The sequence below is a fragment of the Streptomyces sp. NPDC055140 genome (assembly GCF_053607285.1).
Genome location: NZ_JBSGTG010000009.1, coordinates 177,325 through 203,111 on the forward strand (window position 1 = coordinate 177,325; position 25,787 = coordinate 203,111).

Consider the following 25,787-nt stretch of genomic DNA (forward strand, 5'->3'; position numbering starts at 1 on the left):
GAAGGTGGTGCGGCCGGTCAGAGGTGGTAGGAGTACTCGGTGAACTCCCAGTCCGTGACGTGGTGGTTGAAGCGGTCGACCTCGTCGCGCTTGTACGTGAGGAAGGACTCGGTGAAGTCCTTGCCGAGGACCTCGGTCAGCGCGTCGTCCGCTTCGAGTGCGTCGAGTGCGGCAGGCAGCGTCGTCGGCAGCATCTGGGACTTCTCGGGGTCGTAGCCGTAGCCCTGAAGGGGTGCCGGCGGCTCCTTGCCGTCCTGGATGCCGAGGAGCGCGGCGGCACAGAGCGCCGCGGTCGCGAGATAGGGGTTGGCGCTGGCGTCGCCGAGCCGGAGCTCCAGGCGGGCGCCGGAGCCGCGCTCGGGCGGGATGCGGACCATGGCGCTGCGGTTGTCGAGGCCCCAGTCGATCAGCCACGGCGCGAGGGTGTCGGGCCCGAAGCGCTTGTACGAGTTCACGGTCGGGTTGAGCAGGGCCGCGAGCGCGGGTGCGTGGGCGAGGATGCCGGCGATGGCGTGGCGGGCGGTGTCCGACAGGCCGTGGGCGCCCGAGGGGTCGTCGAAGACGTTGCGGCCCTCCTCGGCGACGGAGTCACCGGCGGCTTCGCCGGAGAAGTGGAGGTGGAAGCCGGAGCCTCCCGCGTCGTTGAAGGGCTTGGCCATGAAGGTGGCCAACTTCCCTTCCTTGCGGGCGAGTTCCTTGACCGCGGACTTGAAGAGGAAGGCGCGGTCGGCGGCGTCCATCGCTTCTGAGTGGGTCAGGTTGATCTCGAACTGGCCCGCGTCGAACTCGTGGTTCGCGCTGATGACGCCGATGTCGAGATCGCGCAGCTTGCGCAGCGTGGGCAGCAGGTGGTTGTCGGCGTCGGCGCGGAGTCCGGCCGTATAGACGACTCCGGCGACGCCCTGTCCGTAGCGGCGCCAGCCGGTCGGCGCGGCCGTGTCCTGTTCGAGCAGGAAGTACTCGAGCTCGGGGCCGACGACAGGCCGCAGACCGGCTTCTTCGCAGCGGGCGAGCACAGCGCGCAGCAGGTCGCGCGGGGACTCCGGGCTGGGGGAGCCGGTGGCGGGGTCGGTCGTCTCGCCCAGGCACCAGGCGACGCCCGGCTCCCAGGGCAGGCCGCGGGCGGTGGAGAGGTCGGGTCGTACGGTCACGTCGGGAAGGCCCGCGTCGAGGCCGCCCCGGACCGGTACGACGTCGCCCTGCGGGGTGGTGTGGTAGACCGCGCGGCAGAAGGCGAGGCCGTGGTCGCAGGCCGAGGGCAGATGGTCGAGCAGGACGTCTCGGGCGCGGTCGGTGCCGATCAGGTCGGGATACGTCACCCGGACCACGTCGATGCCGTCGGCGGCGAGCCGGTCCATGGCGGTGCGGACTTCTGGGGTGTCTGGTGCGCTCACCGATGTCTCCTCGGCGGATGTGAACGGGGGCGTGGTAGCCGGCAGCCGGGCGGGGTGGCCCGTCCGGCGAGGGCCCGGCGTCGGGGTGTGGACGTCAGACCGGCGTCCACCTGTTGTTTGGTGCCAAACGGTATGGACGGCCGCCCCTCTCCGCAAGGGGTGCAGGGAAAGAATTTATCCATCTGGATAGCTCTTGACCAGGACCCGTTCGCTTCTTATGTTGTTTGAAGCCAAACGAGTTGGGGAGTGCGGCCATCCGTACCCCTTTGGCAGGGGCCCGGCCACGGAGCCGGGCCCCACTTCCCTCAGTGCGCCCCGACGCCCTCACCTCCAGGAGGACCGGCCATGAAGGTCGTCGTCGACATGAACAAGTGCCAGGACCACGGACAGTGCGTCTTCTCGGCCCCCGACGTCTTCCAGCTGGACGACACCGGGCGCCTCGCCTACGTCAGCGACCCCGACGACGCGCTGCGCGACGAGGTCGAGGAAGCCGCCGACGTCTGTCCGCTGCAGGCCATCCGGATCGAGGCCTGAGATGGCCGAGACGGCTCACGTCCCCCGCAGTCCGGGGCGCGTCGTCGTAGCCGGTGCCTCGATGGGCGGCCTGCGCGCCGCCGAACAGCTGCGCGCCGCCGACTGGACGGGCGCGATCACGGTCATCGGCGACGAGCCCCATATGCCGTACAACCGGCCGCCGTTGAGCAAGGACGTGCTCGCCGGGAAGGTGCCGTTCGAGTCCCTCGCGTTCACGCCCCGAGCAAGTGTGGCGGACGTCGAGTGGCGGCTGGGCACGACCGTTTCCTCCGCCCGCCTCGACGAGCGCGTCGTCGGACTCGACGACGGTACGGAACTCGCCTTCGACGGTCTGGTCGTCGCGACCGGCATGCGGCCGCGCAGGCTGCGTTGCGACGGCCCTTCGGGCCCGGGTAGCGGCCGGCACACCGTGCGCACCCTCGCCGACGCCCGGGGCCTGCGTGACGAACTGACCCGGCCGGGCGTTCGCGTGGTCGTCATCGGCGCGGGCTTCATCGGATGCGAGGTCGCCGCCACCGCCAAGGGCCTCGGCGTCGGCGAGGTGACGGTGGTCGACCCCGAGCCGTTGCCGATGCTGCGCCCGCTCGGCGAACTCCTGGCCCGCTCGCTGCACCGGCGCCACGAGGAACGCGGCGTGCGCTTCGCCCTCCGCGCGGGTGTCGCGGGCTTCGAGGGCGAGGACCGGGTCACCGGTGTCGTCCTGACCGACGGGACGGTCCTTCCGGCCGATGTGGTCGTCGAGTCCGTCGGCTCGGTCGCCAACACGGAATGGCTGGACGGCAACGGCCTGGATCTGTCCGACGGGGTCCTGGCCGACGAGCAACTGCGCGTCGGCGGCCGCCCGGACGTCGTCGCCGTCGGCGACGTCGCCCGCTTCCCCAACGCCCGCTACGACGGCGTACCCCGCCGCGTCGAGCACTGGTCGATCCCCACCGACACCGCCAAGCACGCCGCGAAGAGCCTCGTGGCCCATCTCGTCGGCACCGTGGAGCAACCCGCGCCGTTCGCCCCGCTGCCCACCTTCTGGAGCGACCAGCACGAGTTCCGGCTGCAGTCCTTCGGCGCACCCGCCCTCGGCATCGCCGACGTGCGCGTCCTGGACGGCGACCCGGAAGGCGACGTCCTCGTCGGCTACCACCGCGACGACCGGCTCGTCGGGGTGGTCGCGCTGGGCGGCCCCGCCGCCACCAGCGGTGCCGCCCGCTACCGCGCCCAGCTCCTCGCGCAGCCCGCCCTCATCTCGTAAGGAACCCCCAGTCATGGCCAGCGTCCGTGGATACTTCCACCCCAAGACGGCGACCGGCGACGCCTCGCTGATCCCCTCCCCGCCGTGGCACTACTCCGGCGACCTGCTCACGGTCGAGTACCGCACCGATCCCGCCCGGGTGCGGGAACTCCTCCCCGAACCACTGGAGCTGGCCGATGAGGACCCCGGAGCCGTCGCGCTGATCTGGGCCGACTGGCAGTCCTGCGCCGCGGACGGGAGCCAGCTGCTCGACCCCGTGCTCGCCCAGTACAAGGAGGCCTTCGCGGTCGTGCGCTGTCAGTACAAGGGGCGCACCTACTCGCGGTGTGTGTACATCTGGGTCGACAAGGACTTCGCCGTCGCGCGCGGCCTGCACCAGGGCTACCCGAAGAAGCTCGGCTCCATCCACCAGACCCGCCCGCACCCCTACGGGCCCGCCCCGCGGATCGAAGCCGGCGCCCGCTTCGGCGCGACCCTCGCCGCGGCCGACCGCCGCCTGGCACAGGCCGTGGTCACCCTGCGTGAACCGTCCGACGTCAACGGCTTCGTCAACAGTCACCCGATGGCCCACCACCGCTGGCTGCCCTCCATCGAGAAGGGCAAGGGACTGGCTCTCGACGAGCTGATCGAGACGGGCGCCGCGTCCTTCGAGGCCGGTCGAGCGTGGGTCGGTGACGCGGAGTTGGAGCTGTTCGAAGCGCCCACCGAGGAGCTGGCGCGACTGGAGATCAGGGAGCCGATCGCCGCCTACTACCGGCAGGTCGGCGTCGTGTGGGACGGCGGCACGCTGCTTGAGTCCGGCACCTCCGGAGCTGAGTAACTCCCGCCCACTACCTGCCACTTGGAGACTGGACATGAGCGAACACACCCTCACCGTGGCCGGTGTCACCGTCGACACCCGGCACTGGATCGGCGGCGAACGCGTCGCCTCCGCCGACACCTTCGTGGACGTCTCGCCGATCGACGGGAGCGTCCTCGGCGAGATCGCCCGCGGTACGGCGGAAGAAGCGTCGGCCGCCGTCGCCGCGGCCCGCGAGGCGTTCCCCGGCTGGGCGGCCACCCCGCGCGCCGAACGGGCCCGGATCCTGCACGCCGTCGCCGACGCCGTCGAGAAGCGCATCGAGGACCTCTCGATCGTCGAGACCCACGACAACGGCGCCCTGCTGCGCTCGCACCGGCGCGGAGTGATGCCCCGCGTGGCACACAACTTCCGCTTCTTCGCAGACTGGCTTCTCGGCCTCGGCCACGACGACTTCGACACCCGCGGCCACACCAACCACGTCAGCTGGGACCCGGCGGGCCCCTGCGTGCTGATCACCCCGTGGAACGCACCGCTGATGCTCGCCACCTGGAAGATCGCCCCGGCGCTCGCCGCGGGCAACACCGTGATCCTCAAGCCCGCCGAGTGGTCGCCTCTCACCGCCTCCCTGTTCGCCGACATCGCCGCCGAGGCCGGACTGCCCGCCGGGGTCCTGAACGTCGTGCAGGGCTACGGCGCCGAGGCCGGCAGCGCGCTCGTCTCCGACCCCGACGTGCGCCGTATCAGCTTCACCGGATCGGTGCCCACCGCGAAGACCATCGCCGCGGCGGCAGCCGCCAACCTGGTGCCCGCCAGCTTCGAACTCGGCGGGAAGTCGCCGCTGTTGGTCTTCGCGGACGCCGACCTCGACCTCGCCGTCGACCTGGCAGTGGAGCAGTACGACAACGCCGGACAGGTGTGCCTGGCCGCGACCCGCATCCTCGTCGAGGAAACGATCGCGCAGGAGTTCACCCGACGCTTCACCGAGAAGGCCTCGGCCCTGCGGCAGGGAGACCCGCGCGACGAGACCACCGACATCGGCCCCAACATTCACCCCCGCCAGCTGGAGAAGATCGACGGCTTCGTGCAGCGGGCCCTCGCAGCCGGGGCCCGCGCCGTCATCGGCGGCCGACGGGGCGAAGGCCAGTTCTACGCGCCGACCCTGCTCACCGATGTCGCCCAGGATTCCGAGATCGTCCAGGAGGAGGTCTTCGGCCCCGTCCTGACCCTGCAGACGTTCGCCGACGAGGGCGAGGCCGTCCGCCTGGCCAACGACACCCGCTTCGGTCTCGCCGCCACCGTCGCCACCGGCGACCGCGGGCGCGCCGCGCGCGTCACCGACCGGCTCGTCGCCGGCACGGTCTGGGTCAACTGCTTCTTCGTACGCGACCTCCAGGCGCCCTTCGGCGGCTCCCGGCACTCCGGGGTGGGCCGCGAGGGAGGCACCTGGAGCTTCGACTTCTACTGCGACCTCAAGAACACCGTGACGGCGCCGAAGGGCTGGCGGGACCATGGGTGAGATCGTCGGGGCGGGGCTGCTCGCCCACGTGCCCACCGTCGTGCTCCCGCAGGAGACGCGCCTGGAACTGAACGAGGGCAAGGAGATCACCCTCGTCACCGGCCTGGACGAACTGCGGCGCGACGTCTTCGAGCGGGATGCCCCCCAGGAGTACGACACCGTCGTCGTCCTGGACTCGCACTGGGCCACCACCGTCGAATTCGTGGTCACCGCCCAGCAGCGCCGGGCCGGCCTCTTCACCTCCGAAGAGCTGCCGCGCGGCATGTGCCGGATGCCCTACGACTTCCCGGGCGATCCCGAACTCGCCGAGAACATAGCCGGGTTCGCGGACAAGCACGGCACCTGGATCACCGCGATCGACGACCCGTACCTGCCGATCTACTACGCCACGACCAACTTGTGGAAGTTCCTCGGCGAGGGTCTGCCCGACAAGAAGTGGGTCACCATCGGCGTCTGCCAGACCGGTGACATGGAGGACCATCTGCGCCTGGGACGAGCGCTCGCCGACGGCATCGCCGCCACCCCGGGCCGCCGCGTCCTGCTCATCGCCTCGGGCGCCCTGTCGCACACCTTCTGGCCCCTGCGGCAACTGCGCGACCACGAATCGAGCGACCCCGCGCACATCTTCACCGCCGAGGCGCGTGAGGCCGACCACGAACGCATCGCCTGGTTCAAGGAAGGCCGTCACGACAAGGTCCTCGACACGATGGACGAGTTCTGGAAGTTCAAGCCCGAGGCCAAGTTCTTCCACTACCTGATGATGGCGGGCGCCCTCGGCGAGCGCGCCTGCGTCGCCAGGGCGCGCCAGTACGGCGAGTACGAGAACTCGATCGGCACCGGCCAGGTCCACCTGTGGTTCGACCGCCCCTCCGGCGGCTGGACCGGCAGCGGCCTGCCCGCACAACCTGCCCCGCACAACCCCCACAGCCGCGCCTAGGAGCCCCCTCATGCCCGAGTACCGCCGCATCCTCCTGGACGGCGCGGCCGTCCAGGTCCTCCGCGAGGACGACGAACTGGTCGCCGGCGACGGCCGCCGCGTCAAGGTGGAAGACGCCCAGCACCTTCCCCCGGTCGTCCCCTCGAAGGTCGTCGCCGTCCATCTCAACCACCGCAGCCGCGTCGACGAGTTCCAGATCCGGCTCACGCCCACCCCGACGTACTTCCACAAGCCCACCTCGGCCCTCAACTCCCACAAGGGCGCGATCGTGCGCCCCGAGGGCTGCAAGTGGCTCAACTACGAGGGTGAGGTCGCCATCGTGATCGGCAGGACGGCGCGTAACATCTCGCCGGCGGACGCGGGGGAGTACATCGCGGGCTACACGATCGCCAACGACTACGGCCTGCACGACTTCCGCGACACCGACGCCGGCTCCATGCTGCGGGTGAAGGGCTCCGACACCCTGTGCCCGCTCGGCCCGGGCCTGGTCACCGACTGGGACTTCCACGACAAGTACCTGCGCACCTACGTCAACGGAGAGGTGGTGCAGGACGGCTCGACCGCGGAGATGGAGTGGGACATGCACTACCTCGTGGCCGACATCGCCCGCACCATCACGCTGTACCCCGGCGATGTGCTCCTGTCCGGCACACCGGCCAACTCCCGCCCCGTACAGCCCGGTGACGTCGTCGAGGTGGAGGTGGAGGGGCTGGGGCGGCTGACCAACCACATCGTCACGGGCCCCACCGCGATCCGCTCCGACGTGGGCGCCCAGCCCACGGAGTCCGAGGAAGTCCTGTCCACGGCGCTGGGCGGCGACTGGGAGTTCCGCGGCGTCCGCCCGCCCCGCCGGGGCTGACGGATCACGAACCGCGCCGTGCCGGGCCGGACTCCTGAGCCGCCCGGCGCGGCGCCCCGAGCGCGGTGCTGCACCATCGACTGGCAGCCACCGCGAGCTAGGTAGGGTCCCTGACGTGACCGAATCCGCCGAAGCGCCAGACGAGAAGAAGAGCCCAGGCCCTCGGAGCAGGGCGCGCAAACGGCTGGACTACGGAGCGGGCCGTGACGCGCTCCTGAGCGCGGCCGTGCGGGTGGTGGCCCGCGGTGGCCTGCGCAAACTGACCTACCGCGCCGTCGCGGAGGAGGCCGGTGTCACCCACGGCCTGGTCGTGCACCACTTCGGTTCCCGCGACGCCCTCATCGAGGCGGCGCTGGCCCATACGGTGCACACCAGCCTGCACACCAGCGCCATGGAGTCCGGCACCGGCAGGACCGCGGACTTCTCGGCAGGGCTGTCGGAGATGGTCGCCGCCAACCCGGACCTGCAGGCGTTCCAGTACGAGCTGATGCTGGAGTCCCGGCGCAGGCCGGAGCTGTTGCCGCCGCTGCGCACCCTGTACGACGAGTACTTCGAAGCGGCCCAGCGCGAGTTGAACCGCATGCTGCCGAAGGATGCGAGCCCGGCGCTCATGCGGCTCGTCTTCGCCGCGCTGGACGGTCTCGTCCTGCACCAACTCGTGCTGGGTGAGCCGGAGATGACCGAGGCCGCTCTGGAGGAGCTGAGGTCCCTGCTGCGCAGGCTCGGAGCCGACTCCGAAGAAGACGCCTGACCTTCGCCACCCACGGGTTCGAGGGGCAGGCGGAGCCCAGCCGGAACCATCCCGCAGGGCCTTGCCAAACGCCGGGTCCCATCCGACTATGGGGCAACTCGTTTGGCCTGAAACGAATCGCTTCTCCCTCATCCCCGGCAGGTGATCCGCGTGGACAGTCAGACGGTCGCAAGGCAACAGACCGTGCAGGACCCGCCCACAGCAGGCAAGCTCAAGTCCAACGCCCTCGGCGTCGTGGGCATCCTCTTCTTCGTCCTTTCCGCGCAGGCGCCGCTGACCGGCATCGCAGGCGCCCTCCCCATCTCCGTCGGCCTCGGCAACGGCGCGGGCGCCCCGGCCGGATACGCCGTCGCCGGGGCGGTGATCTTCCTCTTCTCGGTCGGCTTCGTCGCCATGGGCCGCCATGTCGTGGACGCCGGCGCCTTCTACACGTATATAGGCAGGGGTCTGGGCCGGACCACGGGCACCGGCAGTGCCGGTGTCGCGCTCTTCGCCTACTGCACGATCCAGGCCGCCATGTACGGGCTGTACGGGTCCATCGTGAGCGGCCTTGTGGCGCAGTACACGGGCCTAGACGCACCGTGGTGGGTGTGGGCCGTGATCACGATGGTGATCGTCCAGGTGCTCGGCACCGCAGGTATCGAGATGGGTGCGAAGGTGCTCGCCGTCTTCGTCCTCGCCGAGTTCAGCATCCTGCTCGTCTTCGCGCTGGTCACCCTGGTCAAGGGTGGCGGCCCGGAAGGACTCGGCTTCGCCGAGAGCTTCTCGCCGAAGGCCGCGCTGCAAGGGGCGCCGGGGGTGGCGCTCATGTTCGCGGTGGCGTCGATGTTCGGCTTCGAGGCCACCGCGATCTACGGAGAGGAGGCACGTGAGCCCAAGAAGACCGTTCCACGCGCCACTTACCTGTCCGTCGCGGTCGTCACCGGCTTCTTCGCCTTCACCTCCTGGATGCTCGTCTCCGCCTACGGGGCCTCGCACGCCACCGCGGCCGCGGGCAAGGCGCTGGCGGGCGGCGACGGCGTGCTGTTCGTCCTCTCGCCCGTCGCGGACCTGTTCGGCGGCTGGGCGGGCGACGTCCTGCCGGTCCTGCTCGCCACCTCGCTCTTCGCCGGCATCCTCGCCTTCCACAACTCCGCCAACCGCTACCTGTTCTCGCTCGGCCGCGAAGGGGTGCTCCCGCGCAGGCTCTGTACGCTCAACCGGCGCCACTCGCCCTGGGCCGCCGGCACCGTGCAGACCGCGCTCGCGCTGCTCCTTGTCGTGCCGTTCGCGCTGCTGGGGAAGGACCCCGTGCTGAGCCTCTTCTCCTGGTTCAGCGGCGTGGCCGTCCTCGCGATGATGCTGCTGTACTTCCTGACGTCGGTCTCCGTGATCGTCTTCTTCCGCCGCGAACGCCTCGACACCCGCCCCTGGAACACGCTGATCGCACCGGCCCTGGGCGCGCTCGGGATCGGGGGCGCGATCTGGGTGATCCTGGCCAACTTCACGACACTCATCGGCGGTTCGGCCGAGACCGCGACCTGGCTCGTGCTGAGCGTCCCGGCCGTCCTCGTGCTGAGCGCCGTCGCGGCCGGGGCTGTCCGTGCACGGCCGGGCGTGACGGCCTGACTCCGTCCGCTCCCTCTCGGGGTGCGCCCGGCACACGTGTCACCGGCGCACCCCGACACGCGGACACGATTTCATTTGACCTCAAACACATTGAGTGAGCCGGAGGCCACACCATGCTGGAACTCACCCACGACGAGTGGCTGAGCCGCGCCAAGGAGCTGGACCTGTCCGGCTTCCACCACATCGACGGCGCCGACGAACCGGGCGGCGGCGCAACCTTCGCGGCCGTGTCACCCCGTGACGGACAGGTTCTCGCGCAGGTCGCGGACGGTGGCGCCGCCGAGGTCGACGCCGCGGTGGCCGCCGCGCGCCGCGCCTTCGACGCCGGCCCGTGGCCCCGGCTCGCCCCCGCCGACCGCGGCCGCGCACTGCTCCGCCTCGCCGACCTCCTGGAGGAACGGCGCGACCGCCTCGCCGTCACGGTGAGCCTGGAGATGGGCAAACCCATCACGGACGCGTACGACATCGAGCTGCGCGCCGCCGTCAACACCTTCCGGTTCTACGGGCAGTTGGCCGACAAGCTCACCGACGAGTCCCCGCACACCGCGCCCGACGCGCTCGCCCTCGTCACCCGAGAGCCGGCCGGAGTCGTCGGCGCGGTCGTCCCGTGGAACTTCCCCCTGACCATTGCCTCCTGGAAGGTCGCCCCGGCGCTCGCGGCCGGCTGCACGGTCGTCCTCAAGCCCTCCGAGAATTCACCCCTGTCGGCGCTGCAACTGGGGCGGCTGGCCACCGAGGCGGGCCTGCCCCCCGGCGTCCTGAACGTCGTCACCGGCGACGGCCCCACCGCCGGGCGCGCCATCGGACTGCACCCGGACATCGACGTCCTCGCCTTCACGGGGTCGACGGCTGTCGGACGGCACTTCCTGCACTACGCCGCGGACTCCAACCTCAAGCGGGTCTGGCTCGAACTGGGCGGCAAATCACCCAACATCATCCTGCCCGACGCCCCCGACCTGGAGAAGGCGGCCGCGACCGCCGCCTGGGGCATCTTCTTCAACCAGGGCGAGATGTGCACCGCACCCTCCCGCCTCCTCGTCCACACCTCCGTCGCCGAACGTGTCACCGAGGCGATCGTGCGACGGGCCGGCGAACTGCGTGTCGGCGACCCCCTCGACCCCGCCACCGACATGGGCGCCCTGGTCGGAGAGGCGCACCTCGGCCGCGTACTCGACCACATCGACACGGGCACGAGCGAGGGTGCGCGACTGCGCACCGGAGGCACCCGCACCCTGACCGACACCGGCGGCAGCTTCCTGCGGCCCACCGTCTTCGACGAGGTGAACCCAGGGATGCGGCTCGCCCGCGAAGAGATCTTCGGGCCCGTCCTGTCGGTGCTCACCTTCGACGACCTCGACGAGGCCGTCGCGCTGGCCAACGCCACCGAGTACGGACTCGCCGCCGGACTGTGGACCTCCGACCTGTCCACCGCTCACCAGGTCTCCCGCGCCCTCAAGGCCGGAACGGTCTGGGTCAACTGCTACGAGGAGGGCGACCTCACCGTGCCCTTCGGCGGCATGAAGCAGTCGGGCAACGGCCGGGACAAGTCCGCCCACGCGCTCGAGAAGTACACCGAACTCAAGACCACCTGGATCCAGTTGTGACGACCCGGCCCCTCATCGCCGTACCGGCCCGCTTCGCCGCCTCCACCTCGGCACTTCGATACGCCGCAGAGGTCAACGCCCGCGCCCTGATCGAGGCGGTCTGGAACGCGGGCGGGGAACCGGTCACCCTCCACCCGCACGCACCCGGCGGCACCGCCGACCCCGGCGAGGTGGCCGCCCGGCTGGCCCGCTTCGACGGCCTGCTGCTGCCCGGCGGCGGCGACATCGCACCGCACCGCTACGGAGTCGCCGTGGCACACGCCGGCGTCTACGACGTCGACGACAGCCAGGACGCCTTCGACCTCGAACTCGCCCGCCAGGCCCTGGACGCCGCGATACCGCTACTGGCGGTCTGCCGGGGACTCCAGGTGGTCAACACCGCGCTCGGCGGCACTCTGCACCAGGACATGGGCGGCCCTGATCGCGAGCACCGGCACATCGTGCACCCGGTGGCGATCGAGCGCCTCTCGCTTCTCGAACAGGCCGTCGGGACCGAGAAGGTGGACGCGTCCTGCTACCACCACCAGCGGGTGGACCGGCTCGGCTCCGGACTCGAAGTCACCGCCCGCGCCGCCGACGGAACGGTGGAGGCGCTCGAACTCCCGGAAGCGCGCGGCTGGTTCACCGCCGTTCAGTGGCATCCGGAGGACACGGCACACGAGAACGGCGCACACCAAGGCATCTTCGACGCCTTGGTCCGGGCGGCGCGCGCTCGCGGCTGACACCTCCCTTGGCGCCGGTCAGGCCTTGGGGCGGCGACCGCTGCGGCGGGGGGCGGGCTCGGCGCCGTCCAGGAGGGCGAGCCGGCGCTCCTCGCCGTGCTCCTCGACCTGGAGCACCACCCTGCGCAGCCCGTCCGCAACGCTGCGGCACTCCTCGTCGCTGAGCTGCCCGGCGACGAAGGCCTCTTCCTCGTTGAACTTGGGGAACACCCGCCGCATCAGCTCCTCACCCTCGTCCGTGAGGCTGAGCAGCACGAGCCTGCCGTCGCTCGGGTGCCCGGCACGCCGGACCAGGTGCCGCGCCTCCAGCGTGCGCGAGACCCCGGTGAGCGTGCCCTTGGAGATACCGGCCTCCTCGGCCACATGACGGGTCTCGGACTCACCCCAGACCCAGATCACCCAGAGCACGACGAACGCGGTCCAGGTGAGGTCGGCCTCGCGCAGGACCGAGTTCTCCAGGTGCTGACGGACGGCCGACGCGGCTCGGTAGATGTTGGCCACCACCGCCATCTGTTCATGGCGGACCGGCATTCCACCGAGCTTCGCCTCTGCCAGCTTCTCGGCTTCGGTGATGGATCGTTGGCCTGGCACGAGCACACTCCTTCGGCGCCACCGCGGCGCGTTCCGGGCAGGGTATCGTTCGGGGCCAAATTGTACGAAGTGCTGAGGTTTCCGTCTCGCGGAGGGGTGCCATCGGTGCGTTCATGAGGTCGAGTCGACGGGGTCGTACGTGGTCACCCAGCCGCGGCGTATCTCCCATGTGCCGCCGTCGGCGGTGGCACCACGCAGGCCATGCAAGGTGTCCGGGCCGGTGAGTGCCGGGAGGCGTGAGTCGCCGAGGGAGGCGAAGGCGTAAGTGCGGGACGGGTCCCAGTCGGTGGAGTGGCGCAGGCGGCGGGCCAGTTGGGCGAAGCCGAGCGGGGCCGCGGCCACCACCCATGCGTCGGGGAGTCCGGCCGCGAGCCGGGTGGCCGGGCGCAGCCAGGAGGCCGCGCTCTCGGGCCAGTTGACGGTCGTGAGCACCTTGCCGCCCCGCGCCGTCTACGCGGTGGCGAACGCGTCGGCGGCCGCGCGGGAGGCCGCGTCACGGCTGTGCCCCACGGTGACGGTCTCGATTCGCGACTCCCTGGGCGTCAACAGACTTATGAGTGCGGCGAGTTCGGCAGCGGTGTGCGGGGAGGGTCGGGGCAGGTCGCCGTGCGCGGCCAGATCCGCGGGACTGATCAGGGGTGAGCGGGACGATTCCCGGTCGGAGAGGTTGTTCATGGCTTGGTGGGTGCTCCCTCGGTCGGCTCTCCAGCAGGCGTACTCCTCGGGCAGGCAGACCGCACACGGCCGGAATCCGGCCGCGACGGCGGTGGCCTCGTCCGGGAAGAACACCCGGCGCTTCACGTAATGGCCTCGCGAGATGGCCCGCAGCGCGGACGGGCAGTCCAGACGCCCGTAGAGGCGCCCGCGGCGGTGGCCGCCGAGCGTTCCCGGGGTCGTGCTCAGATAGGGCGTGCCGCTCCGGCCGAGCAGGGTGAATGTGCGCTCACGCTCGTACGGGGCGGGCGGGCCGTCACGGTTCATGCCGCGTCGTGGAAGACGAGCCCGAGGGTGTGCCGCTGCCCGGTGCGCACGGTACTCACGCCGTGCCGCATGGGGGCGTTGGACCAGCCGCGCTTCGAGGCGACGGGCCGGTCGCGGGTGGTGAAGATCAGCCCATGGCCCTGGAGCAGGGTGGTGGACGATCCCCTCGACTGTGCGCGGGCGCGCTGTTCGGTCATCAGGAACTCGCCACCGGTGAAGTCGGTTCCCGGTGCGTCGAGGCCGATGACGACCTGGAGCGGGAAGAGCATGTCACCGAACACGTCGCGGTGCAGCGCGTTCCAGTCGCCGGGGCCGTACCGCAGCAGAATCTGGGCCGAGCGGTCCTGCCCGGCCGCGTGGCACATCTCGATCCACTCGGCGAGTGAGTCGGGCCAAGGTGCGGGCTTGCCGAGTCTGTCGGCCCAGTCCCGGGCGATGGGGAGCAGTCCAGGGTAGAACGCCTCCCGCAACTCCCTTACGACGTCGGGCAGTTCATGGGTGAAGTAGCGGTACTGCCCGGAGCCGAAGCGGTGGCGGGCCATGTCTACGGTGGTGCGGAAGCGTTCGGTGTCGTCGTAGAGGTCCGCGATCCGTCGGCACTCCCCGGGCGTGAGGAGGCGGCCGGTAGGGGCGTTTCCGTGGGTGTTGAGCTCGTCGGCCAGGGCGCCCCACTCCTCGTGGGCGACGCGGTCCGTGATCGGGCCGGTCAGGCGCGTGGTGTCCAGCATGGTGAGGATCCTCGGGTCGATGGTGGCGTCACCCCGGCTCGGACGGTACGGGTGCCCATCGGAGCCGGGGGAGCCGAGGTGGTCGGCGCGTTCGGGAGGTCTCACGTTCCGGCGGTCCGGCGAGGGCTCTCCAGGTCCAGGAGCAGCCGCTTGCGCTCAAGGCCACCCGCGTAACCGGTGAGGGCGCCGTTCGCGCCGATCACGCGGTGGCAGGGGCGCACGACGAGCAGCGGGTTCGCGCCGATCGCCGTACCCACGGCGCGGACGGCGGCCTTCGGGGCGCCGATGTGCACGGCGATGTCGCCGTAGGTCAGGGTGCTGCCGTAGGGGATGGCTTCCAGCGCCTTCCATACCCGCTGCTGGAACTCCGAGCCGCTGCAGGTGTACTCGATGTCGAAGTGCGTGAGCCTGCCGTCGAAGTACGAGCGCAGCTGCGCGGTGATCTCCGCGAACGCGTCCGCGTCCTCGGCCCAGTTGCCCTTGACGACGGCGCCGTTCTTCTGACCCGGTACGGTCAGCGCGGCAAGTGCGGTGCCGCCCTTCGCGGTGGGCGACTCCTCGCCCACGAGCAGCAGTTCACCCAGGGGGCTGTCGAGCGTCGTGTAGACGGTCATGGGTCTCTGTCCTTCCAGGTCTCCTCGTACGGTGATGTCCTACTGGCGACTCTGCGCCTTATGCGCCGCTATGTCTGGCGGGATTCGGACATCACGCTGACGGAGGTCGGTGCCTTGTCGTGAGGGGGGCGCCGCGGGTGGCGGCGGGCTGGGCGCGGACGGTCAGCGGGCGTTGTGGAAGATGAGACCGAGGGTGTTGCGGTGTCCGGACCCGACGGCGTTCGTGCCGTGCCGCATGGGGTGACGGCGGAACCCGTTCCTGCCGCGGATCGGACGGTGGCGCACCGGGAAGATCATTCCCTGGCCGAGCTGCGGCTTGACCACCATGGCGCGGGACTGGAAGCGCGGGCGTTGCTCGACGAACACGTTCTCGCCGCCCGTGAAGTCCTCGCCGGGCTGGTTGAGCATGATGGCGATCTGCAGCGGGAAGACGATGTCGCCGTAGATGTCCTGGTGAAGGCAGGCGTAGTCGCCCTTGCCGTACTGCAGGATCAGCGGAGTGGGGCGCTTCTGACCGTTGTCTGCGCACTCGTCGATCAGCTCGTCCAGCGTGCCGGGGAAGGTGCGCTCGCCGAGTTGAGGAGCCCACTGGTTGGCCATCCATGCCATCGGCGGGTAGAGCCGCTCGCGGAGGGTCTGGACGAGCGGTACGGCGGCGGGGTCGGCGTAGTACTTGTACGTGCCGCGGCCGAACTGGTAGCGCTGCATGACCACGGTGGACCGGAACAGTCCGGGTTCCTCGAACCTGTCGATGATCTCCTGGCACTGTTCGCGGGACAGTAGTGGAGGGGTGACGGCGACACCTTCGTCGTTCAACTGCCTGTACAGATCGGCCCAGTTGAGTTCGCTGAGTGCCGGGATGGTTGGGTTGTGCGGAATGCGGGGCGGTGCCCCGGCCGACGCGTGGTCGCTGAAGAGTGTGTCCGGGGCGGCGGTGTGCCGGTTCAGTTGGTTCAAGGCAGGGGTCTCTCGCGCGGCGGAACGGGGCGGGCCAGAGGTGCTGCCCCGCCCGGTGCGGCCGAGGCGTCACAGTGCGACGCGTGGCCGCAGGCAGGCACCTTTGGTGTGACCGATACTCGCTGCCCGCGCGAGCGAACGCTGGCGGCATTCGGACGTCGCGTTGGCGCGAGGCCATGTCTGCCTGGAGTGGTGCGCGCCACCGAACCCGGTCGCGCCCGCCGCGCAACCTCTCACTCAGCCGATGACGAGCGGCAGCCTCGCGGCGAGTTCGCCCAGCGCGGCCTTCTCCTCGTCGGTCGGTGTGCGGCGTCCGGTGCCGACCAGCAGCGCGTCCTTGTCGGAGAACGAGGCGGGGAACGTGGTCCCGGCGATCTTCTCCAGCGTCGCGCGAACCGCCGCGAGGGTCTCGGCGGGCGGCTCGGCGGCGGACGGCAGGCGGGCGATCAGGTCAAGGTGGTGCAAGGTCCATTCGAGGACGTACGCGGAGAGGAAGTCGCCGACGGTCAGGACCTCGTCGCGCGTGCTGACGCGGGCGGCGGGATCGGCGAGTTGGGCGGCGCGTCCCGCTGCGGAACCGACGTCGGCGAAGTGGAACTTGAGCCACCGAGGCTCGCCGTAGGCGGCGGCCAGCCGGGGGATCAGCGCGTCGAGCGGGTCGTCGCCGGTCGGGGGTTCGACGATGCCCCAGTACGTGACCGCGTCCACGGTCGGTTCGGATTCCGCCGGCGTGACCAGGGTGATCAGGACGTCCTGGGCGCCGATGACCAGGTGGCACACGAGATCCCGCACGAGCCAGCCCGTACAGCCGGAGGGCCGCTCGAAGTCCTCGTCCGGGACTTCGGCGACGGCGGTGCGCAATGCCGTCCAGGAACGCGAGAAGAGATCCACCGCTGCACGGTAATGCGGGCGGGAAAGGGCGGACAAGCGTATTCGTCCGGGTGGTGCGTGTCGTCTTCGTACGGGTGCTGCGTGGGTGTCCTGTTCAACCACCCACGCGCGTCGGCCAGTTCAGCCACCCTTGTGCGTACGGCCTGTTCGACCACCGCACGCCACGCTCTGGTCGTCCACCGCCACGAGCAGGGTGAGGGTGGCCGCGGGCCGGTCGATGAGGACCAGTTCGTGGGAGCCGATGTGGATGGGGCCCGTAGTCGTGGAGGGCGTCATCGGGGAGCTCGCCCAGTACGTACCGGTTGGTCGCCGTGCGGATGGGGGCGTAGGGGGTGGTCCACCAGCCGGGCTTCGAGCTCCTGCGGCACGTCGCCGTGGCGGCCGGCCCCGGTGCGGAGGAGGTCGGTTGCCGTGGAGGCGTCGACTGCCTGGTACGCGCCGGGGTGATGCGCCATCCACACCCTGACAAATCCGGCAATGAACAACATCACACGCCACCAAAACGCCCATAGCCGACATATCGGCTCACGCTTCGCCCGGCCGACTCCTCCGTCCCTGTAGCGTCGCCGTCATTCGGGATCTGGGTCGCTCATCCGACGGTCGACCGCCCGGCGCGCGCGAGGAAGCGCTGCACACCGAGTGCAACGGACTGACCTCCTCACCGGCGGGCGCGAAGCCCCGGTGTGGTGCATCGGCCGAAGCCCCGACCGTGTCGCAGGACGTCGACCTCGCCGCCGACGGCGAGCACCTACTGCCGATGCGACCGCAGACACAGAGCAGGACGGAACCTCCATGCCGGGAACGCACATGCCGCTGACGCGACGCGCAAAGCAGGGACTGGCCGCGGCCCTCGCCGCCGGCTCGGCGCTCACCGCCTTCGCGGCCACCGCCCCTGCCCAGGCGGGCGCGGCGGCTGGTACGAGCAGTGCCGGTACGAGTGTCGGAGGCTCCCCGGTGACGTGCACGTCGCACCGGCCCGGACTGGCGGACCGCCTGGAACGCGACATAGCCACCGCGCTCCACGGGCACGGCAAGGCCTCGGCGCTCGCGCTCTACGACCGGACCACGGACACCTCGTGCGCGTTCCGGGCCGACACGGCCTTCGACTCGGCGAGCGTGGTCAAGGTCACGATTCTCGGAGCCCTGCTGCGCCAGGTCGCCGACGAGAACCGTCACCTGACCTCACGCGAGGTCGACCTGACCACCGCCATGATCACCAAGTCGGACAACGCCGCCACGAACGCCCTCTGGCACCAGCTCGGCCACGCCGGCATCCAGCACTTCCTCGACCTGGCCGGGATGCGGGACACCGTGCCGGGCCCGAAGGGTACGTGGGGTCGCACCCAGATCACGGCCGGCGACCAGGTGAAGCTCCTCCGCCTGCTGACCTCGGACAACCACGTGCTCGGCGAGCGCGCCCGGGCCTATGCCCTGCGGCTGATGAACCGTGTCGTCCCGGATCAGCGCTGGGGAACGCCGGCCGGCGCGCCCGGCACGGCGACCGTTCACGTCAAGAACGGCTGGCTGCCGCTGTCGACCAACGGCTGGCGTGTGCACAGTGTCGGCGTGTTCACCGGCGGCGGTCACGACTACGGGATGGCCGTGCTCTCCCACGACAATCGCACGATGGAGAACGGCGTCACGACCGTCGAGCGCGCGGCCCGCGCCGTCAACCGCGACCTGAACCTGCCGAAGGCCTCCTAGTCGCTGCGGCCCTTGCCCCGCGGCCCTGGCCCGCCCCGCTTCCGCACTCGCGCCGGCCGGACTCACAGCCGGCGCTGTGCCGCATCGACGCTGTCGCCGCCGTTCGTGTTGAACGCGATCGCGGCCTGGGGCGCATGGAGGCGGATCAGGTTCACGATCTCTTCGAAGAGCGGAAGTAGCTGCTCCGCCTTGCGGATCCCGCCGCCGACGACCACCACGTCCCACGGGCGCTCCGTCAGCGCCGCAACGAGGACGGACTCGGCGGAATCGTCGAACACGACCAGCGCCATGGCCGCATCGATGCCGTGCTCGCCGAACCGGTCCAACTCCTCCTCAAGACCCTTGCGAAGGGCTCCCGCATCGACACCGGGAATCGCCTCCGGGGAGTAACCGACAACAAGTGCAGAGGGCATAGGGCCAAGCTACCGGGATCCGGCCGAGCGCGGTCTGCCGGACGGTACTTGGCATCCGCTGACGAACGGCGTAGCCCGGCATTGCTCTCTCTTCCCCTCCTTCCCTCCCCGTGATCAGTGCTCCCGTCATGCGATACCTGGGCCGGACGTGCAGACTGCCTAACGGGATGCCGAGGGCGGGGCTCCCGCCGCCGGCGCCCGGGCCCGGAAGGCCTGTGTGGCGCGCGTCACATCTGGACTCGTCACATCGTGCCGAGCCGCTCCGTCAGAGGGATGTAACCACCGGCACGAACTAGGAGCTCGCCATGGAAGAAGCCCGCCTGAACCTCTTCGCCAACCACGTCGGGGCCAAGGTCCTGAAGCACATCAACTCGGGCGCCAAGGTGGTGACGGACTCGACGCTTCCGGCTGCCACACAGGAGCTGGTGAAGATCCGCGCCAGCCAGATCAACGGCTGCAGTTTCTGCACTGACATGCACACCAAGGACGCCACAGCGGCCGGGGAGGACCAGACGCGCCTCAACATGGTCGCGGCGTGGCGCGAGGCGAAGGTGTTCGACGATGCCGAGCGCGCCGCCCTGGAGCTGACCGAGCAGGGCACCCGTATCGCCGACGCGGGTGGCGGTGTCTCGGACGAGGCCTGGGCGAACGCGGCCAAGTACTACGACGAGGATCAGCTCACCGCGCTGGTGTCCCTCATCGCCCTGATCAACGCCTACAACCGCGTGAACGTCCTCGTTCAGCAGCCCGCCGGCGACTACCAGCCCGGCCAGTTCGGGTAACCGGCACAGGCACCGACACGGCCTGCGACCTGCGCAGACCGTGCCTTGAGCGGCGATTGTCAGTGAGGGCTGCCAGGCTGGCTCGCATCGGGATTCGTCAGTGCACGAAAGGCGTGATCATGCTTTCGACGACGTACGTACCGGGCGCGCCGAACTGGCTCGACCTCGGTGTGCCGGATGTGGACGCGGCCGCCGCGTTCTACGGCGGAGTGTTCGGCTGGACCTTCCGGTCCGCCGGACCCGAGGGGGGCGGCTACGGCTTCTTCCAGCTCGACGGCAAGGACGTGGCCGCCGCCGGTCCGCTGACCGAGGAGGGTGCCTCCCCTTCCTGGACGATCTACTTCCACACCCCCGACGCGGACGGTGTCGCCAAGGCGGTGGAGGCGGCCGGAGGCACGGTCCGCGTTCCCCCGGGTGATGTCTTCACCTCGGGGCGGATGGCCGCCTTCACCGATCCGGCCGGTGCACAGTTCGCGGTCTGGCAGCCCGGTGACGTCCAGGGTCTCGAAACGGTCATGCAGCCCAACGCCCTGTGCTGGACCGAGCTCTACACGACCGACGCCGGCGCGGCCAAGGACTTCTACCGCCAGGTGTTCTCCTGGCTGTACCAGGACATGCCGACGGGCGGGGGCGGCCCCGAGTACACCGTCGTCGCCCCGGCCGGCTCCGCGGACGTGGGCGAGGCGGGCCACGGCGGCATCATGAAGCTCCAGCAGGAGAACCTCGACGCCGGGTCCGGCGCCGAGTGGCACCCGTACTTCGGCGTCGAGGACTGCGACGCGACCTACGCGGCCGCCACCGAGCGCGGTGCCACGACGCTCTTCCCGCCCATGGACGTGCCCGGTGTCGGCCGCATGGCCATGGTGAAGGACCCGTTCGGCGCCACGTTCGCCCTCATCAAGGGGGACCCAACCATGGGCTGACGAACGGGCGGACGTGATCAGCGCACGACGAGGACCAGCTTGCCGGTCGTGCGGCCGGTCTCGCCCAGCTCGTGTGCCTTGGCGGCCTCGGCGAGCGGGAAGGTGTCGGCGATCGTCGCGCGGAGCTTGCCCGTGGCGATCAGGTCGGCGATCGCGTTCATTCCGGCGTGATCGGCCTCCACGACCATCTCCACGCCCCGCACGCCGAGGCGCTCGGCCTCCTCGGCCAGCTCCGTGGTGCCGGTCGGCAGGATGGAGACCAGCAGACCGCCCGCGCGCAGCGTGGGCAGGGACCGGGTGCGGTAGTCGCCGCCGATGGTGTCCAGGACGACGTCCACGTCGCGGACCGCCTCGGTGAAGTCGGTCGTCCGGTAGTCGATCAGTTCGTCGGCGCCCAGACCGCGCACGAAGTCGTGCTTGGCCGCGCTGACCGTGGCGATCACGTACGCGCCGCGCGCCTTGGCGATCTGCACGGCGAGATGGCCGACGCCGCCGGCCGCGGCGTGGATCAGGACGCGCTGCCCCGGCTGCACCTGGGCGGTGTCGACCAGGGCCTGCCAGGCGGTCAGAGCGGCGAGCGGAATGGCGCCCGCCTGCACGTGGTCGACCTCGGACGGCTTGTGCGCGAAGGCGCGGGCGGGCGCGGTGACGTACTCGGCGTGCGAGCCAGCGCCGTGCGGGTAGGGCAGCATGCCGAACACTTCGTCGCCCGGCTTGAACAGGGTCACACCGAGACCCGTCTCCTCGACGACGCCGGACACGTCCCAGCCCAGGACGAACGGCGGTTCGCCGAGGAAGATGCCGTGCGCCCGGTGCTTCCAGTCGGTCGGGTTGACGCCTGCGGCACGGACCCTGACAAGGATCTCGCTCAGTCCCGGTGCCGGGCGTTCGCGCTCGACCTCCTTCAGTACCTCGGGGCCGCCGAGGGTGTCCTGGCTGACGGCCCGCATGGTGGGTGCGGCGGGCGTGACGGGCATGACGGGCGTGGTGGATGCGATGGGTGCGTTGGTCTCTGAAGTGCTCACGGCTCCAGCGTGCCGTGGCCGATCGCCCGAGAAAATGGCATGACTGCCACCATTCGATAGGATCGTGCCATGAGTGGTGGCAGTGATCGCAGTGATGTCGGTGATGTCGGCGGTCTTGGCGGTGTGCACAGGGTCGTGGTGCTCGCGCTCGACGGGGTGCACCCGTTCGAGCTGGGCATTCCGCAGCGGATCTTCGGTGCCGCGGACGGCCGGTACGAGATCCGCACCTGCAGTGTCGACGGGGGCCCGGTGCGCACGGACGCCGACTTCCTGATCACCGTCGAGCACGGCCCCGAAGCGCTGGCCGAGGCCGACACCGTGGTGATCCCGCCGGTCGACGAGTACCCGCCCAACGGGACCGTGCTCCCGGGCCCGGTGGCCGCCGCTCTCGCGCACATCCCGCCCGGCACCCGCATCATGTCCATCTGCACCGGCGCCTTCGTCCTCGCGGCGGCCGGTCTGCTCGACGGCCGTCGCGCCACTACGCACTGGGTCCTGGCCGACCGATTCCGGCGTCTTTTCCCGCAGGTGAAGCTCGACCCCGATGTGCTCTTCGTCGAGGACGGCGACATCCTCACCTCGGCCGGCGCGGGCGCCGGCGTGGACGTCTGCCTCCATGTCGTGCGACAGGACTTCGGCGCCGAGGTGGCCAACCAGGTGGCGCGGAAGTGTGTGGTGCCGCCCTGGCGCGAAGGGGGTCAGGCGCAGTACATCGAGCAGCCCGTTCCCGAGGCGTCCGCCGCCGGCACGGCAGCCACCAGGGAGTGGGCACTCGACCACCTCGACCTGCCGCTGACGCTGGCGGAGCTCGCTGACCATGCGCAGATGAGTCTGCGGACGTTCGCCCGCCGGTTCCGGGACGAGGCCGGGATGAGCCCCGGTCGATGGCTCACCCAGCAACGGGTTGCGAGGGCGCGTCATCTCCTGGAGTCCAGCGATCTACCGGTGGACCGGATCGCCGGTGAAGTGGGCTTCGCCACGGCCGCGTCACTGCGACAGCATCTGCACGCCGCGATCGGCGTCTCGCCGTTGGCGTACCGGCGCACGTTCCAGGCGACGCGCTAGGTGTATTGCCCTGGTGCGTTGATCCGGCCGGCCGGATGAGGTATCGCGCGGTCATGGTCATGGAAGACGACGCGGCAGGTGTGCCGGGTGCCGGTGTGTCAGGTGGGTTGGGCAGCGGTGTGTCAGGCGTGGCAGGTGCGTTCGGTAGCGGTGTGTCAGGCGTGCCGCGGCGCGGTCCGATGAGGCGGTGTCGCATGTTGAGACGATCATGTCCGTATGGTGGATCATGCTTGTCGTCGGCGTCGGGCGCAGGTCAGGATGCGTCCATGAACCCCGCCCTCGTCTCCCGCCGCCACGTGGATCTGCTGCGTGTTTCGGGGATGCTCTGTCGGGTGAACTCCTGTTGCCGCACGGCCTGTTGCTGATCATCCGCAACCCCGCGCGCCGCTGGCGGCCCCCTTCTTGCCTCCGCGGCCCTGCCCGCGAGGTCATCACGTCTGTTCTCCACGGCCCCGGACACGGGGTCGTCGCGCGCGTCCCCGCCCGTCACGCGATGCGTCCGCGTCCACCATGCTCCTCGCGGCCTGGCAGGCGGTGGTCGCGGCGGACCTGTGGCCCCGCGTCCTCGTCCCGTCACCCGGCGATGTGTGGCACGCCTTCATGCAGGCGTCGACAGTCCACGAAGGCGTACGCGGCTACAGCGGCCACCTCCTCATCGAACACCTGGCGGTGTCCCTGCGGCGGATCGGCGTCGGAACCGGCTACGCGGCGCTCGTCGGCGTCCCGCTCGGGCTCCTCATAGGTGTGGTGAAGCCGCTCGCCGTGGTGCTGGAGCCCGCGGTCACCTTCCTGCGGACGCTGCCGCCGCTGGCGTACCTCTCGCTCCTGGTCATCTGGTTCGGCATCGACGAGTCCCCGAAGATCTGGCTGCTCGTCATCGCCGCGATGCCGCCCATCGCTGCGGCCACCGCAGCGGCGGTCCGAGGCGTGCCGGACGACCTGGTGGAGGCCGCGCGAGCGCTCGGCGCCGGGCCCGTCTCCCTGCTTCTGACCGTACGGCTGCCCGCCTCACTCCCCGAGATCCTCACGGGCGTACGGATCGCCGTCGGTGTCGCGTACACCTCGGTCGTCGCCGCCGAGACGGTCAACGGCGTGCCCGGCATCGGCGGCATGATCCGCGACGCCCAGCGCTTCAACCAGACCGACGTCGTCATCGCCGGGATCATCGCCATCGGCGTCTCCGGGATCCTCCTCGACGCGCTGTTCAAGGGCGCGGAACGACTCGCGGTGCCCTGGCGCGGCCGGGCCTGAGTCCGTCAACTCCCCCTCTCCGTCAGCCCCGTAGGCCTCGTCAGCCTCGCCGGCTCTCCTACGAAGGAACCCTGATGCCCGCACGTACCCGCCGCACCCTCCTCCTCGCCTCCGCCATCACCCTGGTCGCGCTCACCGCGACCGCGTGCGGCGACGGCGCCGCGTCCGGGGGTGGGAAGACCCAGGTGCGGATCGCCTACCAGGCGATCCCCAACGCCGATCTCGTGGTCAAGAACCGGAAACTGCTCGAGAAGGCGCTCCCGGACGCCGAGGTGAAGTGGGTCAAGTTCGACTCCGGCGCCGACGTCAACACGGCGGTGATCGCGGGGTCGGTGGACCTCGGCCTGGCCGGCTCCAGCCCCGTCACGAAGGGGCTCTCGGCGCCGCTGAACATCCCGTACAAGGTGCTCTGGATTCACGACCTGATCGGCGAGAACGAGGCGCTCGTCGCCCGGAAGGGCATCACGTCCGTCAAGGCGCTCAAGGGCAAGAAGATCGCGACGCCCTTCGGGTCCACGTCCCATTACTCCCTCCTCGCGGCACTGGACTCGGCCGGACTCGAGGAGTCCGACGTGACGCTCGTCGACCTCCAGCCGCAGGACGCGCTCGCCGCCTGGCAGCGTGGTGACATCGACGCCGCGTATGTGTGGACGCCCACGCTCACCGAACTCGCGTCGAAGGGCGGCGAGGTCCTCGTCACCAGCCGTCAGATCGCCGAACAGGGCAAGCCGACAGCCGACTTGGGTGTGGTCACCGACGCGTTCGCCGCCAAGCATCCGGAGATCGTCGACGCCTGGCTCAGGGCGGAGGACCAGGCCGTCAAGCTGGCCAAGAGCGACCCCGCGAAGGCGGCCGCGGCCATCGGCGCCGAACTGAACCTCAGGCCCGCGGACGCGCAGAAGCAGCTCGCCCAACTGGTGCTGCTCACCGCCGAGGAGCAGCAGGGCGCCGACTACCTCGGCAAGCCCGGCGCACCCGGCGCCCTCGCCGGGAACCTGCGCGACGCGGCCGTCTTCCTCAAGGCGCAGAAGGCCGTCGACGCGGTGCCTGGCCGGTCCGTCTTCGAGAAGTCTCTCGCCGTGAAGGAGCTGTCCCGTGTCGTCAAGTGAGGCCCCGCAGGCGGCGAGCGCCGACGCCGACATCGAGCTGGCGGGCGTCAGCGTCCGCTACGGCACGGCGAAGGCTCCGGTGACGGCTGTCGCCGACGTTTCCCTGACCGTGGACCGCGGCGAGTTCGTGGTTCTTGTCGGGCCGTCCGGATGTGGCAAGACGACGCTGCTCCGCCTGGTGGCGGGCTTCGAGCAGCCCGCCACCGGGAGCGTGGACGTACGGCGCAAGGTGGGCGTCGTCTTCCAGCAGCCGCGCCTGTTCCCATGGCGCACGGTGGGCGGCAACGTCGCGTTCGCGCTGGCGCGCAACGGAACCGTACGCGCCGAACGCGCATCCCGTGTGGAGGAGTTGCTGTCCCTCGTCGGGCTGTCCGGCATGGCCGGGCGCCGCACCTGGGAACTGTCCGGCGGGCAGCAGCAGCGGGTGGCCATCGCCCGCGCCCTGGCCACCGAACCGCAGATCCTGCTCATGGACGAGCCGTTCGCCGCGCTGGACGCGCTCACCCGCGAACGCCTCCAGGAGGAGGTCAGGACCCTGGCCGCGGTCACGGGAACAACCGTCCTGTTCGTCACGCACTCCGCCGAGGAGGCCGTCCTGCTCGGCTCCCGCGTCCTGGTCATGGCGGCGGCCCCGGGCCGCGTGATCGACGAGGTGACGGTCCCGCTCCCGCGCGAGACGACCACGGACGTGGCCGCACTGCGCGGAGACGCCCGCTTCGCGGCGCTGCGCGCCGAACTCGCCGAGGTCACGCGCAGGACGGTCGCGGCCTGAAGGGCCCA

28 protein-coding genes are annotated in these 25,787 nt (G+C 70.5%); 17 read left to right on the forward strand and 11 right to left on the reverse strand.

Features of this window, described 5'->3' with window-relative positions:
- Positions 1 to 17: 17 nt before the first annotated feature.
- Entirely contained in the window at positions 18 to 1,394 is a 1,377-nt protein-coding gene (locus ACWFR4_RS19525; RefSeq protein ID WP_453653558.1) for a glutamine synthetase family protein, read from the reverse strand.
- 345 nt (positions 1,395 to 1,739) lie between these two features.
- Between ACWFR4_RS19525 and ACWFR4_RS19530 the strand changes: the two genes are divergently transcribed.
- From ACWFR4_RS19530 to ACWFR4_RS19575, 10 genes are all read left to right on the forward strand, one after another.
- A complete protein-coding gene (locus ACWFR4_RS19530; protein WP_100593447.1) occupies positions 1,740 to 1,928 on the forward strand; it encodes a ferredoxin in 189 nt (62 codons plus the stop codon).
- A gap of 1 nt (position 1,929) precedes the next feature.
- The gene (locus tag ACWFR4_RS19535) at positions 1,930 to 3,174 is read left to right on the forward strand and encodes an NAD(P)/FAD-dependent oxidoreductase (protein ID WP_453653560.1); all 1,245 of its coding nucleotides are present in this window, start codon (positions 1,930 to 1,932) and stop codon (positions 3,172 to 3,174) included.
- A 13-nt stretch (positions 3,175 to 3,187) separates the two neighbouring features.
- Positions 3,188 to 3,994: an acetoacetate decarboxylase family protein gene (locus tag ACWFR4_RS19540; protein ID WP_453469544.1), complete on the forward strand. Its 807-nt coding sequence runs from the start codon at positions 3,188 to 3,190 to the stop codon at positions 3,992 to 3,994.
- Positions 3,995 to 4,028: 34 nt separating this feature from the next.
- The gene (locus ACWFR4_RS19545; RefSeq protein WP_453653562.1) at positions 4,029 to 5,492 is read left to right on the forward strand and encodes an aldehyde dehydrogenase; all 1,464 of its coding nucleotides are present in this window, start codon (positions 4,029 to 4,031) and stop codon (positions 5,490 to 5,492) included.
- Complete coding sequence (locus ACWFR4_RS19550; protein ID WP_453653564.1) at positions 5,485 to 6,429, forward strand: 3,4-dihydroxyphenylacetate 2,3-dioxygenase; 945 nt, start codon at positions 5,485 to 5,487, stop codon at positions 6,427 to 6,429. Before ACWFR4_RS19545 ends, ACWFR4_RS19550 begins: the two co-directional genes overlap by 8 nt.
- Before the next feature lie 10 nt (positions 6,430 to 6,439).
- Entirely contained in the window at positions 6,440 to 7,288 is an 849-nt protein-coding gene (locus ACWFR4_RS19555; RefSeq protein WP_453653566.1) for a fumarylacetoacetate hydrolase family protein, read from the forward strand.
- 115 nt (positions 7,289 to 7,403) lie between these two features.
- Positions 7,404 to 8,039: a TetR/AcrR family transcriptional regulator gene (locus tag ACWFR4_RS19560; protein ID WP_453469731.1), complete on the forward strand. Its 636-nt coding sequence runs from the start codon at positions 7,404 to 7,406 to the stop codon at positions 8,037 to 8,039.
- Positions 8,040 to 8,189: 150 nt separating this feature from the next.
- Positions 8,190 to 9,647, forward strand: coding sequence for an APC family permease (locus tag ACWFR4_RS19565; RefSeq protein ID WP_453653568.1), 1,458 nt, complete (start codon positions 8,190 to 8,192; stop codon positions 9,645 to 9,647).
- Positions 9,648 to 9,760: 113 nt separating this feature from the next.
- Positions 9,761 to 11,251, forward strand: coding sequence for an aldehyde dehydrogenase (locus ACWFR4_RS19570; protein ID WP_453653570.1), 1,491 nt, complete (start codon positions 9,761 to 9,763; stop codon positions 11,249 to 11,251).
- Positions 11,248 to 11,973, forward strand: a complete 726-nt coding sequence (locus ACWFR4_RS19575; protein ID WP_453653572.1) for a gamma-glutamyl-gamma-aminobutyrate hydrolase family protein — start codon at positions 11,248 to 11,250, stop codon at positions 11,971 to 11,973. The genes ACWFR4_RS19570 and ACWFR4_RS19575 overlap by 4 nt, the downstream gene beginning before the upstream one ends.
- Positions 11,974 to 11,991: 18 nt before the next feature.
- On the opposite strand, the gene ACWFR4_RS19580 is transcribed toward ACWFR4_RS19575, so the two are convergent.
- The 8 genes from ACWFR4_RS19580 to ACWFR4_RS19615 form a co-directional block, all read right to left on the reverse strand.
- Positions 11,992 to 12,564 (reverse strand): MarR family winged helix-turn-helix transcriptional regulator, encoded by a 573-nt coding sequence (locus tag ACWFR4_RS19580; RefSeq protein WP_266570364.1) that lies wholly within the window; start codon positions 12,562 to 12,564, stop codon positions 11,992 to 11,994.
- Between the two features lie 111 nt (positions 12,565 to 12,675).
- Positions 12,676 to 12,996 (reverse strand): hypothetical protein, encoded by a 321-nt coding sequence (locus tag ACWFR4_RS19585; RefSeq protein WP_453653574.1) that lies wholly within the window; start codon positions 12,994 to 12,996, stop codon positions 12,676 to 12,678.
- A gap of 18 nt (positions 12,997 to 13,014) precedes the next feature.
- Positions 13,015 to 13,545 (reverse strand): hypothetical protein, encoded by a 531-nt coding sequence (locus ACWFR4_RS19590; RefSeq protein ID WP_453653576.1) that lies wholly within the window; start codon positions 13,543 to 13,545, stop codon positions 13,015 to 13,017.
- A complete protein-coding gene (locus ACWFR4_RS19595; protein WP_453468735.1) occupies positions 13,542 to 14,273 on the reverse strand; it encodes a 2OG-Fe(II) oxygenase in 732 nt (243 codons plus the stop codon). The genes ACWFR4_RS19590 and ACWFR4_RS19595 overlap by 4 nt, the downstream gene beginning before the upstream one ends.
- Positions 14,274 to 14,374: 101 nt before the next feature.
- Positions 14,375 to 14,887 (reverse strand): methylated-DNA--[protein]-cysteine S-methyltransferase, encoded by a 513-nt coding sequence (locus tag ACWFR4_RS19600; protein ID WP_453653578.1) that lies wholly within the window; start codon positions 14,885 to 14,887, stop codon positions 14,375 to 14,377.
- Positions 14,888 to 15,049: 162 nt separating this feature from the next.
- Positions 15,050 to 15,844 carry a 2OG-Fe(II) oxygenase gene (locus tag ACWFR4_RS19605; RefSeq protein WP_453653580.1) on the reverse strand — a complete coding sequence of 265 codons (795 nt, stop codon included), beginning with the start codon at positions 15,842 to 15,844 and terminating at the stop codon, positions 15,050 to 15,052.
- Positions 15,845 to 16,081: 237 nt separating this feature from the next.
- Positions 16,082 to 16,735, reverse strand: a complete 654-nt coding sequence (locus tag ACWFR4_RS19610) for a maleylpyruvate isomerase N-terminal domain-containing protein (RefSeq protein ID WP_453653582.1) — start codon at positions 16,733 to 16,735, stop codon at positions 16,082 to 16,084.
- Positions 16,736 to 16,855: 120 nt separating this feature from the next.
- Positions 16,856 to 17,011: a hypothetical protein gene (locus ACWFR4_RS19615; protein WP_453468731.1), complete on the reverse strand. Its 156-nt coding sequence runs from the start codon at positions 17,009 to 17,011 to the stop codon at positions 16,856 to 16,858.
- 531 nt (positions 17,012 to 17,542) lie between these two features.
- Between ACWFR4_RS19615 and ACWFR4_RS19620 the strand changes: the two genes are divergently transcribed.
- Positions 17,543 to 18,439: a serine hydrolase gene (locus ACWFR4_RS19620; protein ID WP_453653584.1), complete on the forward strand. Its 897-nt coding sequence runs from the start codon at positions 17,543 to 17,545 to the stop codon at positions 18,437 to 18,439.
- Between the two features lie 62 nt (positions 18,440 to 18,501).
- Here ACWFR4_RS19620 and ACWFR4_RS19625 read toward each other — a convergent pair whose 3' ends face one another.
- A complete protein-coding gene (locus tag ACWFR4_RS19625) occupies positions 18,502 to 18,852 on the reverse strand; it encodes a hypothetical protein (protein ID WP_453653586.1) in 351 nt (116 codons plus the stop codon).
- Between the two features lie 305 nt (positions 18,853 to 19,157).
- On the opposite strand from ACWFR4_RS19625, the gene ACWFR4_RS19630 reads away from it, so the two are divergent.
- Positions 19,158 to 19,634 (forward strand): carboxymuconolactone decarboxylase family protein, encoded by a 477-nt coding sequence (locus ACWFR4_RS19630; protein WP_453653588.1) that lies wholly within the window; start codon positions 19,158 to 19,160, stop codon positions 19,632 to 19,634.
- Positions 19,635 to 19,753: 119 nt separating this feature from the next.
- Positions 19,754 to 20,557, forward strand: coding sequence for a VOC family protein (locus ACWFR4_RS19635; RefSeq protein WP_453653590.1), 804 nt, complete (start codon positions 19,754 to 19,756; stop codon positions 20,555 to 20,557).
- 17 nt (positions 20,558 to 20,574) lie between these two features.
- Here ACWFR4_RS19635 and ACWFR4_RS19640 read toward each other — a convergent pair whose 3' ends face one another.
- The gene (locus ACWFR4_RS19640) at positions 20,575 to 21,534 is read right to left on the reverse strand and encodes an NADP-dependent oxidoreductase (RefSeq protein ID WP_453653737.1); all 960 of its coding nucleotides are present in this window, start codon (positions 21,532 to 21,534) and stop codon (positions 20,575 to 20,577) included.
- Between the two features lie 117 nt (positions 21,535 to 21,651).
- On the opposite strand from ACWFR4_RS19640, the gene ACWFR4_RS19645 reads away from it, so the two are divergent.
- From ACWFR4_RS19645 to ACWFR4_RS19660, 4 genes are all read left to right on the forward strand, one after another.
- Complete coding sequence (locus ACWFR4_RS19645; RefSeq protein WP_453653592.1) at positions 21,652 to 22,647, forward strand: GlxA family transcriptional regulator; 996 nt, start codon at positions 21,652 to 21,654, stop codon at positions 22,645 to 22,647.
- Between the two features lie 402 nt (positions 22,648 to 23,049).
- The gene (locus ACWFR4_RS19650; RefSeq protein WP_453653594.1) at positions 23,050 to 23,898 is read left to right on the forward strand and encodes an ABC transporter permease; all 849 of its coding nucleotides are present in this window, start codon (positions 23,050 to 23,052) and stop codon (positions 23,896 to 23,898) included.
- A gap of 74 nt (positions 23,899 to 23,972) precedes the next feature.
- Positions 23,973 to 25,007, forward strand: a complete 1,035-nt coding sequence (locus ACWFR4_RS19655) for a taurine ABC transporter substrate-binding protein (protein ID WP_453653596.1) — start codon at positions 23,973 to 23,975, stop codon at positions 25,005 to 25,007.
- The gene (locus tag ACWFR4_RS19660; RefSeq protein WP_453653598.1) at positions 24,994 to 25,779 is read left to right on the forward strand and encodes an ABC transporter ATP-binding protein; all 786 of its coding nucleotides are present in this window, start codon (positions 24,994 to 24,996) and stop codon (positions 25,777 to 25,779) included. The genes ACWFR4_RS19655 and ACWFR4_RS19660 overlap by 14 nt, the downstream gene beginning before the upstream one ends.
- The last annotated feature ends 8 nt before the right edge of the window (positions 25,780 to 25,787 follow it).

Coding starts and splice junctions, on each gene's coding strand:
- ACWFR4_RS19530 (WP_100593447.1), top strand. CDS start 1,740: ATGAAGGTCGTCGTCGACATGAACAAGTGCCAGGACCACGGACAGTGC.
- ACWFR4_RS19535 (WP_453653560.1), top strand. CDS start 1,930: ATGGCCGAGACGGCTCACGTCCCCCGCAGTCCGGGGCGCGTCGTCGTA.
- ACWFR4_RS19540 (WP_453469544.1), top strand. CDS start 3,188: ATGGCCAGCGTCCGTGGATACTTCCACCCCAAGACGGCGACCGGCGAC.
- ACWFR4_RS19545 (WP_453653562.1), top strand. CDS start 4,029: ATGAGCGAACACACCCTCACCGTGGCCGGTGTCACCGTCGACACCCGG.
- ACWFR4_RS19550 (WP_453653564.1), top strand. CDS start 5,485: ATGGGTGAGATCGTCGGGGCGGGGCTGCTCGCCCACGTGCCCACCGTC.
- ACWFR4_RS19555 (WP_453653566.1), top strand. CDS start 6,440: ATGCCCGAGTACCGCCGCATCCTCCTGGACGGCGCGGCCGTCCAGGTC.
- ACWFR4_RS19570 (WP_453653570.1), top strand. CDS start 9,761: ATGCTGGAACTCACCCACGACGAGTGGCTGAGCCGCGCCAAGGAGCTG.
- ACWFR4_RS19590 (WP_453653576.1), bottom strand. CDS start 13,545: ATGAACCGTGACGGCCCGCCCGCCCCGTACGAGCGTGAGCGCACATTC.
- ACWFR4_RS19595 (WP_453468735.1), bottom strand. CDS start 14,273: ATGCTGGACACCACGCGCCTGACCGGCCCGATCACGGACCGCGTCGCC.
- ACWFR4_RS19600 (WP_453653578.1), bottom strand. CDS start 14,887: ATGACCGTCTACACGACGCTCGACAGCCCCCTGGGTGAACTGCTGCTC.
- ACWFR4_RS19615 (WP_453468731.1), bottom strand. CDS start 17,011: ATGACGCCCTCCACGACTACGGGCCCCATCCACATCGGCTCCCACGAA.
- ACWFR4_RS19620 (WP_453653584.1), top strand. CDS start 17,543: ATGCCGCTGACGCGACGCGCAAAGCAGGGACTGGCCGCGGCCCTCGCC.
- ACWFR4_RS19625 (WP_453653586.1), bottom strand. CDS start 18,852: ATGCCCTCTGCACTTGTTGTCGGTTACTCCCCGGAGGCGATTCCCGGT.
- ACWFR4_RS19630 (WP_453653588.1), top strand. CDS start 19,158: ATGGAAGAAGCCCGCCTGAACCTCTTCGCCAACCACGTCGGGGCCAAG.
- ACWFR4_RS19635 (WP_453653590.1), top strand. CDS start 19,754: ATGCTTTCGACGACGTACGTACCGGGCGCGCCGAACTGGCTCGACCTC.
- ACWFR4_RS19640 (WP_453653737.1), bottom strand. CDS start 21,534: ATGCCCGTCACGCCCGCCGCACCCACCATGCGGGCCGTCAGCCAGGAC.
- ACWFR4_RS19645 (WP_453653592.1), top strand. CDS start 21,652: ATGAGTGGTGGCAGTGATCGCAGTGATGTCGGTGATGTCGGCGGTCTT.
- ACWFR4_RS19655 (WP_453653596.1), top strand. CDS start 23,973: ATGCCCGCACGTACCCGCCGCACCCTCCTCCTCGCCTCCGCCATCACC.